The following is a 12,622-nucleotide window of genomic DNA, read 5'->3' on the forward strand; positions in this document are numbered from 1 at the left end:
GACGACGGATGACGAAGGTTCAACCCGACTGGCTCGCGCTAGCGACGCGTTTCGCGCAACTGCCGGACGCGCAGCGCGCGGTCTTCATCGACAAGCTCGGCGCGGCCGGCATCGACTTCCGCGTGCTGCCGATCCCGCCGCGCACGGCGCGCCACGACCGCGTGCCGGCGTCGTTCGCGCAGACGCGGCTGTGGCTGCATGCGCGGCTGATCGATGCGCCGGATGCGTATCACATCACCGAGCGCCTGGCGCTGACGGGCCCGCTCGACGCGCATGCGCTGCGTCTTGCGTGCGATGCGCTGATCGCGCGCCACGAGGCGCTGCGCACGACCTTCGACGAAGCGCAGGACGGCGTCGCGCAGACGATCCACGCACCGTTGCACTGCCCGTGGCGTGAAACCGATCTCGAAGCGCTGCCGGATACGCAGCGCACGGCGCGCGCGGAAGCCGTCGCGACGGCCGACGAAGCCGAGCCGTTCGATCTCGGCGCCGCGCCGCTGATACGCGCGCACCTGGTGCACTTCGATGCGACGCATCACTGGCTCGCACTGACCGTCCATCACATCGTGTCGGACGGCTGGTCGTCGGGCGTGATGCTCGAGGAGCTCGCGGCGTTCTATCGCGCGTATGCGTCCGACCGGCCGGTGCCGCTCGCGCCGCTGCCGATCCAGTACGCCGACTACGCGCTGTGGCAGCGCCGCTGGCTCGACGCCGGCGAGCGCGACCGCCAGCTCGCGTTCTGGCGCGAACGGCTCGATCCGCAACGTGGCGTACTGACGCTGCCGGGCGCGACGGCACGACCCGCGCGCCGCAGTGCGCGCGGCGCACGCCACGTGTTTGCGCTCGACGCGCGCGTCGGTGCGCAACTGCGCGCCTTCGCGGCCGCCTCGGGCGCCACGCCGTTCGCGGTGCTGCTCGCCGCGCTCGATGTGCTGCTGGCGCGCGCGACCGGCGACGCGCGGATCTGCGTCGGCGTGCCGGCCGCGAACCGCGAGCGCGCGGAAGTCGCCGGCCTGATCGGCTTCTTCGTCAACACGCTGGCAATCGACGTCGACGTGCCCGCGCACGGCGATTTCTCGTCGCTGGTCGCGCGCACGCAGCGCGCGCTCGTCGACGCGCAGATGCACCAGGACGTGCCGTTCGAGCAGGTGGTCGATGCGCTCGGCGTGCCGCGCAGCGCGAGCCACCATCCGCTGTTCCAGGTGATGGCCGCGTACGGCGAGCGCCGCGCGCTGCCGGCGCTCGGCACGGCAGCGGCCGCGTTGCTGCCGTCGGGCACGCCATCCGCGAAATTCGACCTGACGCTGTCGGTCGAAGCGACGCCGGATGGCACGTTCGATGCCGCCTTCATCTACGCGCTCGACCTGTTCGAAGCGGACGCGATCGCCCGGCTGGCCGCACGCTTCGTCACGCTGCTCGCCGATGCGCTCGCACGCCCCGACATGCCGATCGGCGATCTCGACTGGCTGCCCGCCGCTGAGCGCGCACAACTCTTCGCATGGAACGCACCGGCAAGCGCAACCGAATCCGAACCGTTCGTGCCCGTGCATGCCCGCATCGCCGCGCATGCTCAGGCGCGGCCCGACGCACGCGGCGTCGCCGATATCGATCGTGCGCTGACGCGCGGTGAAGTCGATGCGCGCGCGGCGCGGCTGGCGCGTCACCTGGTGGCGGCCGGCGTCCGCCCGGAAATGCGCGTCGGCGTCGCGCTGCAACGCTCGGTCGACCTGCTCGTCGCGCTGATCGCGGTGCTGAAGTCGGGCGCCGCGTTCGTGCCGCTCGATCCCGCGCATCCGCGCGAACGGCTCGCGCAGATCGTCGGCGACGCGAACATCACGCATGTGCTGACCGACCGCGCGAGCGCCGCGTCGCTGCCCGAGCTGCCGGAGCTGCGCGTGTGGCGTGCGGACGAAGTCGATGCCCTCGACGAAGCCGCGCACGTCGTGCTGCCGGACGTGCTGCCGGGCCACGCGGCCTATGCGATCTACACGTCGGGCTCGACCGGCAAGCCGAAGGGCGTGATCGTCGACCACGCGTCGTTCGCGCTGCATTGCGCGGAGATTGCCGAACGCTACGGCGCGGGCGAGAACGACGTGTTCCTGCTGTTCCAGTCGGTCAACTTCGACGGCGCGCACGAAGGCTGGTTTTCGCAATACATGTCGGGCGCCGCCGTGTCGGTGACGGCCGACGTGCTGTGGCCGCCCGCGCAGACCTGCGCGATGATGGTCCGCGACGGCGTGACGATGACGTACGTGCCGCCCGGCTGCGCCGCGCAGCTCGCCGAATGGGCGCTCGCGCATGGCGCGCCGCCGACGCTGCGTTCGCTGACGGTCGGCGGCGAGGCGACGTCGCGCGAGGCGTTTGCGCTGCTGCGCCGCGCGCTGCCGAACGTGCGCGTGGTCAACGGCTACGGCCCGACCGAGACGGTCATCACGCCGACGCTGTGGATGTTCCGGCCCGGCGACGATCTCGCGAAACTCGGCGACGCCGCGTACCTGCCGATCGGCACGCTGGTCGGCGCGCGCACCGCGCACGTGCTCGACGAACGGCTGCATCCGCTGCCGGTCGGCGTGATCGGCGAACTGTACCTGGGCGGCGAGGGGATCGGCGTCGCGCGCGGTTATCTGGACCGCCCGGCGCTGACGGCCGAGCGCTTCGTGCCCGATCCGTACGGCGCGCCGGGCGCGCGGCTGTACCGCACCGGCGACCTCGTGCGGCGTCGCGCGGATGGCGTGTTCGACTTCATCGGCCGCGTCGACCACCAGGTGAAGCTGCGCGGGCTGCGCATCGAACTCGGCGAGATCGAGGCGCAGCTCGCCGCGCACGACGCGGTGCGCGAAGCCTGCGCGGTCGTGCACGGGCAGGGCGCACTGGCGCAGCTCGTCGCGTATGTCGAACTGACCGCCGACGCACAGGCGGCTGCGCAGCCGGTCGAAGCCGCGACGCTCGACGCGCACCTGCGCCGCACGCTGCCCGACTACATGGTGCCCGCGCAGCTGCTCGTGCTCGACGCGCTGCCGCGCAACGCCAACAGCAAGGTCGACCGCGCACGGCTGCCGGCGCCGGTACGCGTCGAACGCGTGTACGAAGCGCCGCACGACGGCGACGAAGCCGCGCTCGCGGCGATCTGGTGCGACGTGCTGAATTTCGAGCGCGTGGGCCGCGGCGATCACTTCTTCGATCTCGGCGGCCATTCGCTCGCGGCCGTGCGCGTCGCGACGCGCGTGGCCGAACGGCTCGGCCGCGACGTGCCGGTGCGCGCGCTGTTCGAGGCGCCGGTGCTCGCGCAGTATGCGTTGCAGGTGGCCGATGCGCCGCGCGCCGCGCAGGCCGGTGCGGCGGCGCCGGGCGTGGCCGTCGCAAAACCGGACGCACACGGTGTGTGGCCGCTGTCGCCGGCGCAGCTCGGCCTGTGGTTCCTGTGGCGCGCGCAGCCGGACAGCGCCGCGTACAACATTCCGGTTGCACTGCGGGTGCGCGGCCCGCTCGACGTCGATGCGCTGCGTGCGGCGTTCTCGGATGTCACGGCCGTGCATCCGGCGCTGCGCACGCGGCTCGTGGCGCGTGACGGCGCACTGCCGGGCCAGCGGATCGACGCCAATGCGTCTGTCGAACTGCCGGTGCTCGACCTGTCGGCGCAAGCCGATGTGCTCGCCCGCGCCGCAGCGCTGACCGACGAGGATGCGCTCGCGCCGTTCGATCTGGCCGCCGATGCGCCGCTATGGCGTGCGCGCGTGCTGCGTCTGGGCGCGGAAGATCACGTGCTGTCGGTGACGATTCATCACATCGTGTCGGATGGCGAATCGATCGAGCTGTGGCTCGATGCGGTTCGTGCGCGCTATGTTGCCCGCGTGCAGGGCGGCGCCAGCGCCGTGCCGGCCGATGAGGCCGACCAACTGTCCGCCCAGCCGCTCGTGCTGCCCGCTCCATGCCATCCGGCACGCATCGCCTACTGGCGTGACGCGCTGGCCGATCTGCCGACGCGCGTGCTGCCGCAGCGCGCGGACGCGCCGGCCGTGCCGCAATGGCGCGCGGCCCGCATCGCGTTCGAATTCGACGGCGCACTGATCCGCGCCGCACGCGACACGGCGTCGGCCGCGCACGCGACGCTGCCGATGTTGCTGCACGCGGCGCTCAACACCGCGCTGTTCCGCGCGACGGGCGCGGTCGACCAGCCGGTCGGCGTGCTCGCGTCGACGCGCGAGCTGACGGGCGATGCGGCCCGCGACGCGCTCGGCCTCTTCATCAATTCGGTCGTCGTGCGTACGCGGCTCGACCCGGCCGCGCGTCGCGCGGACGTACTTGCGCAGGTGCGCGACACGGCGCTCGCCGCCTATGCGCACGCCGACGTGCCGTTCGCGGACGTCGTCGCGGCGCTGCGCACACCGCGTGCCGCGCAGGCCAATCCGCTGTTCCAGGTGATGTTCAACTACCTGCGCCCGACCGGTGCCGCGGCGCGCGACTGGGCCGGCCTGGCGCTGGCCGGATTCGACGATGTGCGCCATCGCGTCGTATTTACGCTGGAGCTGGACGTCGTCGAGCATCCGGACGGCCGCGTGAGCGCCGCGTTCTCGTATGCGGACGAACTGCTCGATCGCGGCTTCGTCGATGCGCTCGTCGATCTCTATCACGACGAAGTCGCGCGTTTCGCCGGCGCGTCGGAAGCGGTGCTCGGTGGGCCCGACAAGCGCGTTGTTGCGCAGGCGTCGCATCGAGCGCGGACCGACAGCAACGCACGCGCCGCAACGCCATCCCGCGCACCGCATGCGGCGGCCGCGCTCGCGGCGCTGTGGTCCGACACGTTCGCGACGGCCGCGCCCGAGCCTGACGCCGACCTGTTCGAAGCCGGCGCGACGTCGTTCGACGTCGTGCGCTTCGTCGACGCGGCCGGCCGCGCCGGTCACGCGCTGACGGTCGCCGACGTGTTCGCGTCGCCGACGCTCGCGGCACTCGGCGCGCGGCTCGATGCGCACACGGAAACGGGACAGGAGGCGCGCCATGCTGGCTGAAGTGCGTCCGGACGGATTCACGATGCTCGATACCTACCGCCTCGCGTTCGCCGACGGCCTGTTCGCCGTGCGCGACGGCACGGAGATCCGCGTCGCGCAGGGCGACGGCATCGGCGCACAGTTGCTGCGCGCCCAACTCGGCGACGACGGCGCGCTGCGCCTCGTCGCCTACAACCATCGCGCGGCGCCGGCCGACCAGCGGCGTGCGCTGCTGGCCGCACTGGCCGCGGCGTTTTCGGACAGCGCGCGCCACGCGGCGATCCGGCTCGACCCGGCCGCGTGGCCGGCGGTCGCGCTCGATGCGCTGCGCGCGAGCGGCGTGCTCGCCGACGGCGGCCGCTGCATGCGTGAAGGCTGGGCGCAGCAGGCTGATCTGTGGCGCGTCGGCGCGCATCTGCCGTGTGCGACGTTGCCGATGTTCACCGACGGCCGCCGTCATCCGCGCCGGCCGCCCGCGCCGCGCGGCGAGGTCTACGCGCGCGACCTGCCGGCGCTCGGCGTGCGCTTCACGCTGCGCGGCTGGCAGCCGGCCGAGGATGCCGAACGCCTCGCGCGCTGGTTCGACCAACCGCGCGTACGCGACGGCTGGCCGGGCTCGCAGCCCGGCGCGGACGGCCCGCAAGGCGCCGCGCCCGACACCGATCCGCACGTGATTCCGCTCGTCGGCTGCTTCGACGGCGAACCGTTCGCGTATGTCGAGGCGTACTGGCTAAAGGAAGACGCACTCGCGCCGCACGTCGCGGCGCGCGACTACGACCGCGGGCTGCGGATGCTGGTCGGCGAGTCGCGCTGGCGCGGCCCGCATTGCGTGGCGGGCTGGCTGCCGTCCGTCGTGCATTACCTGTTTCTCGACGACCCGCGTACCGAAGCGGTCGGCTGTGCCGTTCCGGCCGGCCACGCGCGGGTTGCCGACCATCTCGCGCGGCATGGCTTCGCGCGGCAGCGCCGTCTCGCGCTGGCCGACGCGCAGCCGCTGTGGATGCACACGCTGCGCGAGACGTTCTTCTCCGGCCGTCACGTCTGACGCGCCGGATTCACCGACAAGGGAGCTGAGACATGCAGAGAGAAACCGTATTCGACCTGATCGGCGTCGGCTTCGGGCCGTCGAATCTGGCGCTGGCCATCCGCCTCGAGGAACGGCGCGCGGCGCGCCCGCTCGCCCATTGCTTCATCGAGCGCCAGCCGGAATTCGGCTGGCATCGCGGCATGCTGCTCGACGACTGCCGGATGCAGATCTCGTTTCTGAAGGATCTCGTCACGATGCGCGACCCGACCAGCCGCTACACGTTCATCAACTACCTGTTCGAACGCGGCCGGCTGAACGAATTCGTCAACCTGAAGAATTTCTATCCGACCCGCGTCGAATTCCACGACTACCTGAGCTGGGTGGCCCAGGCGTTCGACGATAGCGTCCACTACAGCGAGACCGTCCTCGCGATCGAGCCCGTGCACGGCGACGGCGCGAAGATCGACGCGCTGCGCGTGCTGTCGCGCGACGCCGCCGGCCACGAGCGCCAGCGCGTCACGCGCGCGCTGTCGGTCGGCGTAGGCGGCACGCCGGCGGTGCCGGACGCGTTCGCCGCGCTCGGCCGCGACCGCGTGATCCACTCGTCGTCGTACCTGACCGACATCGACCGGCTCGTCGCGTCGCCGGACGGCGAGCGCCGCCGCGTCGCGGTGATCGGCGCGGGGCAGAGCGCGGCCGAGGTGTTCATCGATCTCGCGCGCCGCTTCCCGCACGTCGACGCGAGCCTCGTGATGCGTGCAGGCGCCTTGAAGCCGGCCGACGACAGCCCGTTCGTCAACGAGATCTTCAGCCCCGAGTTCACCGATGTCGTCTATGCGCAGCCGCACGACGCGCGCCGCGCGCTGCTCGAGCGCTATCGCGACACGAACTACGCGGTGGTCGACCGGCCGCTGATCGAACAGATCTACGAAATGCTGTACCTGCAGCGCATCGACGGTACGCCGCGCCATGCGCTGCTCGCGAACAGCGCGATCGAGGCCGCGGTGCGCACCGCCGACGGCCGCATCGAGCTGACGCTGCGCGACCGGATGAGCGGCGACACGCGCGTCGAGCGCTTCGACGCGCTCGTGCTGGCCACCGGCTACCGCCGCGACACGCATTCGGCGCTGCTCGACGGGCTCGCGCCGCACCTGGGCGACGCGCTCGCACGCGGCGACGTCACGCGCGACTACCTGCTCGCGACGCCCGCGCACTTCGCGCCGCGCATCTACCTGCAAGGCTGCTGCGAAGACAGCCACGGCCTGTCCGACACGCTGCTGTCGGTACTGGCGCGCCGCGCGGACGAAATCTGCGCGTCGCTGGAAGACGGGATCGCACCCGCCCATGAAGAAGGCGCGGCCCGGGCAACACAGGAAAAACGACAGGAAAACGGGGTGAGCGCGAGCCGGATGGCTTTCGCTCTTTGACAAAGGCGCGGTCGGAGACCGCATGAAAAAAGTGGAGCAGAGAAAGATGGAGTGGGCAACAGGCACGCGCTTGCGTGCGATCGCAGCCGCGGCGAGCGTGGCGTTCGGTGTGGCGGCAGGGCACGCACAGGCCCAGACGGCACCGGCCGTGAACGCAGGCGCAGCGGCGTCGGCCAGCAGTGCGCAGAACGGTGCGGCGGCGAGTGCGTCGGCCAGTGCATCGACCGGCACGCTGCCGACGATCAACGTCAACGCGGCCTCGGAAGGAGACGGCACGGTCGGGCTCGTCGCGAAGCGCAGCCGCACCGGCACGAAGACCAGCACGTCGATCAACGAGATCCCGCAGACGATCAACGTCGTCACCGCGCAGCAGATCGAGATGACCGGCGCGACCGACGTGAACGCGGCGCTGCGCTACGTGCCGGGCTTCTCGTCGTACGGCTCGGACAACCGTTCCGACTGGTACGCCGCGCTGCGCGGCTTCACGCCGACCGCGTACGTGAACGGGCTGCAGGTGCCGAACACGATCAACCTCGCGAGCTGGCGCGTCGATCCGTACATGATCGACAGCATCAGCGTGCTGCGCGGGCCGACCTCGGTGCTGTACGGCGCGGGCGACCCGGGCGCGATCGTCGACGTGCAGACCAAGCTCGCCGACGGCGAGCGCGTGCGCGAGGCCGGCGTGCAGATCGGCAACTACGCGCGCAAGCAGTTCATGATCGACGTCGGCGACAAGCTCGACCCGGACGGCAAGTACGCGTACCGCTTCGTCGGCGTCGCACGCGACGGCAACGCGCTGACCGGCCCGAACAACGACCAGCGCGTCGCGCTCGCACCGTCGTTCCGCTGGCGTCCGAACGCGGATACGTCGCTGACGCTGTCGGCCACCTATCTGCAGGACTGGGGCGATATCTCGTCGAACTTCCTGCCCGCGCAGGGTACGGTGCTGCCGAACCCGAACGGCCAGATCAACAAGGACGTGTACGAAGGCGATCCGAACTTCAACTACTACCGCAAGAAGCAGTGGTCGGTCGGCTATCAGTTCGAGCGGAACCTGACGCCGGCGTGGACGTTCCGCCAGAACACGCGCCTGATGCACCTGTCGCTCGACAACGGTTCGGTATTCGGCAATGGCTTCGTCGACGGCAGCACGACCGACGTGTCGCGCTGGGCCGGTGTGTTCCAGATGAACTACAGCCGCTTCGACATCGACAACAACCTCGAAGGCCGCTTCGCGACGGGCCCGCTCCAGCACACGCTGCTGCTCGGCTTCCAGTACAACCGCCAGACCGCGACCGACAGCGAATGGCTCGCCGCCGCGCCGCCGCTGAACATCTACAACCCGGTCTACCTGCCTGTCACGAAGGCGGTGTTCACGCCGGACTCGACGTTCCGCACCAACACGTACACGACGATGAACACGTTCGGCCTGTACGCGCAGGACCAGATCAAGTGGAACCGCTGGACGCTGACGCTCGGCGGCCGCGAAGACTGGGTCAACATGCGGATGGACGACCGTGCGGCCGGCACGTCGACGAAGGCGGACGTCACGGCGTTCACCGGCCGCGTCGGCCTCACGTACCAGGGCGATTACGGGCTGTCGCCGTACGTCAGCTACGCGACGTCGTTCAATCCGCTGATCGGCGTGAACCTGCTTGGCGGCGGGCTGCCGCAGCCGACCCGCGGCAAGCAGATCGAAGCCGGCCTGCGCTGGCAGCCGCCCGGCAAGAACCTGATGCTGAACGCGGCGATCTACCAGATCAACCAGACCAACGTGCTCACGCCGGCGCTGCCGAGCCAGGACAATACCGGCACGAAGTCGGTACAGACCGGCGAAGTGCGTTCGCGCGGGATCGAGCTGAGCGCGACCGGCAAGGTCACGCGCAACCTGTCGGTGATCGCGTCGTACGTGTATCAGGACGTGAAGAACGTGAAGGCCAACGACGTGTCGCTGAACAACTGGCCGGTCGACATTCCGCGCCCGCGCCAGATGGCGTCGCTGTGGACAGACTGGACGTGGCACACGGGGCCGCTCGCGGGCTTCGGCCTGGGCGGCGGCATTCGTTACCAGAGCGCATCGGCCGGTGGGGCCGACAACTCGCTGACGGTATCGAGCGTCACGCTGTTCGACGCGGGCGTGCACTACGACACGCGTAACTGGCGCTTCGCCGTGAACGGAACGAACCTGGCCAACCGCCACTACATCAGCGGCTGCCAGTCGATGAACGTCTGTGTGTTCGGCACCGACCGTACCGTGATCGCGACCGCGAAATACAACTGGTGACGTCGCGCGCCGCGGCCCGCCGGCCGGCCTTCGTGGCCGGCGCGGGCGGGCCGCGGCGCCTTCGTCCGCTTTTCCACGACGCATCCATGCCGAAGAAAAATCTCGTCTACATCCAGTCGCTGCGCAACGGCGCGGCCGATCGCGCCGGGCAGCCGGTCGCTTATCGGGGCGGCACGCGCTACATGAAGGCGCCGCTCGAATATCTCGTCGAACGCCTGAACGATTCGCCGCTCGGCGAGCGTTACACGCTCAAGGGCGTGATCGTCGACGACGACGACGGTTCGCCGGCCGACCGCGCGAAAGTCGCCGACTACGGCTTCGCCCGCACGCCGGGCCGCCCGTGGATCCTGCCGGAAGGGTTGACGGTGCAGGGCCGGCCGGTCGACGAACTGTTCTGCACGATTGCGTCGACGTACCGGCGGCTGCCGCGCGACTCGCGCGAGCGCGCTGGGGCCAAACAGGCGTTCGAGCGCCGCCTGCTCGAGCGCCTGCTCGAACTCGACGCCGACGTCGTCGTGCTCGACGGGCTGCTCGTGATCCTCGACGAGCTCGTGCGGCCCGGCGCGCGCTTTCACCGGCGCATCGCCAACATCCACCCGGGCATCACCGCCGACGGTTCGCCGTACCAGCGGCGCGGCGCGTGGGCGACGCTCGACGCGCTGCACGGCGCGCGCGGCGAACGGGTCGACTGGTCGAACGGCACGACGTCGCCCGTCGAGCCCGTGACGATGACCGGCGCGTCGTTTCACTACGTCGACAACGGCATCGATTCCGGGGAGGTGATCTGCGACGTGCTCGACACGCCGATCGCGCCGGACGACACGATTCTCGAACTGCGCTGGAACAACTTCCAGCGTAGCCTGTTTCCGGCGCTCGAGCGGGGGCTGCACGTCCTCGCCGACCGCCACGACGCGGGAGCACTGTGATGGAAGACACGTTGACGAAACCGGCCGGCACGGCGGACGCCGTCGAAGGTGAAGTGGCCGCCGCGCTCGACGGCGCCGCACCCGGGCAGGCGATGGCCGTCGCCGAGCACACGCTCGACGCGTGGCGGCCCGACGATTCGCCGGACGTATTGCTCGCGGCGTTCGTCGCGCTGTTCAACACCGACACGCGCTACGACGCGGCGACGATCACGGTGCCGCTCGGCGGCGCCGACGCGGCAGCCGTGGCGGCGTACGTCGCGCGCGCGGTGCGCGAGGGCGTGATCGACGGCGCGCAGGTTGCCGGCGACGCGCTGCGCTTCACCGTGTCGCGCGCGACGTTCTGGCAGAACCCGCGGCCGTGGCTGAAGGCGCCGGCGTCGGGTGGCATGCCGCTGCGCCATGTGATCACGAACGGCCACCGGCACCCGGTGCGGCCGCCGTCGCCGGCCGGCGAGATCTATGCACGCGCCATGCCGCAGGTCGGGATGACGTTCAGCCTGCGCACCGTCGATGTCGACGCGCACGCGGACCTGTTCAGCGGCTGGATGAACCTCGATCGCGTCGCGCATTTCTGGGACCAGCGCGGCACGCGCGACGAACACGCGGCGTATCTCGCCGAGCGGCTCGCGGATCCGCACATGCACCCGATGATCGGCTATTTCGACGACACGCCGTTCGGCTATTTCGAGTTCTACTGGGCAAAGGAGGACCGTCTCGCGCCGTTCTACGACGCGCACGACTATGACCGCGGGCTGCACCTGCTGATCGGCGATTCGCGCTTCCAGAGCGCCGGCAAGCTGCATGCGTGGTGGAGCGGGGTGCTGCACTACATGTTCGTCGACGAACCGCGCACGCAACGGCTCGTGGGCGAGCCGCGCGTCGACCACGTGCGGCACATCGCGTACATGCACCGGCTCGGGTTCTACACGCTGAAGGAGTTCGACTTCCCGCACAAGCGCGCGGCGCTCACCGTGATCGAGCGCGATACATTCTTCGACACTTTCAAATTGCCGTGACGGCGCGGGTGCGCGGTGCGGTGCGAGGGTGCGCGCGGCACCGTGGCTCGCGGGCATCGGCCGTCCGGCATATGGACCGCGCGGCCTGCGTCGTGAAGAATGGATCGCTCTCCTCATCGACGACAGGCCCGCGACATGGCAAAAACATCCGCGACAGCATGGGGCGCGACATCCCGTTTGCGCGCGCCCGCATTGACATATGCCAGCATATGTCTAGAATGGACGCATCGTACTCCCATGGAGTGGCTCATGCGCACCGTTTCCATTTTCAAGAACGCCCGTAACCAGGCAATCCGCATCCCGAAGGACATGGAGTTCGAGGGGGTGACGGAACTCGAGATCCGCCGCGAGGGCGACACGCTGCTGCTGCGGCCGGTGCGGCCCACGTGGCTCTCGTTCGCGAGCGAACCGCCGGCCGACGCCGACTTCCTCGCCGAACGCCCGGCCGTCATCGAGTCCAGCCGCTTCGACCTGGCCGATGGTGGCGCCGCCCCGACGGAGTCCGGCCAGTGACCACGCTCTACATGCTCGATACGAATATCTGTTCGTTCATCATGCGTGAGCGGCCGCCCGTGGTGCTGTCGCGATTGCAATCGTGCGTCAATGCGCAGCACCGGATCGTCGTCTCGGCGATTACCTATGCCGAAATGCGGTTCGGCGCGGTCGGCAGGAAGGCGTCGCCGAAGCATGCGGAACTCGTGACGGCCTTTGTTTCGCGGCTGGACGGCGTGCTGTCGTGGGACACGGCGGCCGTCGATGCAACGGCCGCGATTCGTGCCGATCTCGCCGCGCGCGGCACGCCGATCGGCGCGAACGACGCATCGATCGCCGGCCATGCGATCGCGGCCGGTGCGGTGCTCGTCACGCACAACAGCCGCGAGTTCGGTCGTGTGGCCGGGTTGTCGCTCGAAGACTGGGCGGCTTGAGCGCCGTTCGGGATCTGTTCGGTCGCTC

8 protein-coding genes are annotated in these 12,622 nt (G+C 70.3%); all 8 read left to right on the forward strand.

Annotated elements, in window-relative coordinates; translation table 11 throughout:
- Window positions 1-8 precede the first annotated feature (8 nt).
- The 8 genes from CFB41_RS08570 to CFB41_RS08605 all read left to right on the forward strand — a co-directional run bounded on the left by CFB41_RS08570 (window position 9) and on the right by CFB41_RS08605 (window position 12,594).
- Entirely contained in the window at window positions 9-5,009 is a 5,001-nt protein-coding gene (locus CFB41_RS08570) for a non-ribosomal peptide synthetase (RefSeq protein ID WP_089456191.1), read from the forward strand.
- Window positions 4,999-6,033: a GNAT family N-acetyltransferase gene (locus CFB41_RS08575; RefSeq protein WP_089456192.1), complete on the forward strand. Its 1,035-nt coding sequence runs from the start codon at window positions 4,999-5,001 to the stop codon at window positions 6,031-6,033. The genes CFB41_RS08570 and CFB41_RS08575 overlap by 11 nt, the downstream gene beginning before the upstream one ends.
- A gap of 32 nt (window positions 6,034-6,065) precedes the next feature.
- Window positions 6,066-7,442 (forward strand): lysine N(6)-hydroxylase/L-ornithine N(5)-oxygenase family protein, encoded by a 1,377-nt coding sequence (locus CFB41_RS08580; RefSeq protein WP_089456193.1) that lies wholly within the window; start codon window positions 6,066-6,068, stop codon window positions 7,440-7,442.
- Window positions 7,443-7,464: 22 nt separating this feature from the next.
- On the forward strand, window positions 7,465-9,726 hold the full coding sequence (locus CFB41_RS08585) for a TonB-dependent siderophore receptor (protein ID WP_089456194.1): 2,262 nt from the start codon (window positions 7,465-7,467) through the stop codon (window positions 9,724-9,726).
- Window positions 9,727-9,812: 86 nt separating this feature from the next.
- Window positions 9,813-10,652, forward strand: a complete 840-nt coding sequence (locus tag CFB41_RS08590; RefSeq protein ID WP_089456604.1) for a formyltransferase family protein — start codon at window positions 9,813-9,815, stop codon at window positions 10,650-10,652.
- On the forward strand, window positions 10,652-11,668 hold the full coding sequence (locus CFB41_RS08595; protein ID WP_089456195.1) for a GNAT family N-acetyltransferase: 1,017 nt from the start codon (window positions 10,652-10,654) through the stop codon (window positions 11,666-11,668). The genes CFB41_RS08590 and CFB41_RS08595 overlap by 1 nt, the downstream gene beginning before the upstream one ends.
- A 249-nt stretch (window positions 11,669-11,917) precedes the next feature.
- Window positions 11,918-12,181: a type II toxin-antitoxin system VapB family antitoxin gene (vapB, locus tag CFB41_RS08600; RefSeq protein WP_089440069.1), complete on the forward strand. Its 264-nt coding sequence runs from the start codon at window positions 11,918-11,920 to the stop codon at window positions 12,179-12,181.
- Window positions 12,178-12,594: a PIN domain-containing protein gene (locus CFB41_RS08605; protein ID WP_089456196.1), complete on the forward strand. Its 417-nt coding sequence runs from the start codon at window positions 12,178-12,180 to the stop codon at window positions 12,592-12,594. The genes vapB and CFB41_RS08605 overlap by 4 nt, the downstream gene beginning before the upstream one ends.
- Window positions 12,595-12,622: the final 28 nt, after the last annotated feature.

The organism is Burkholderia sp. AU33803, assembly GCF_002223095.1.
Taxonomy (GTDB): domain Bacteria; phylum Pseudomonadota; class Gammaproteobacteria; order Burkholderiales; family Burkholderiaceae; genus Burkholderia.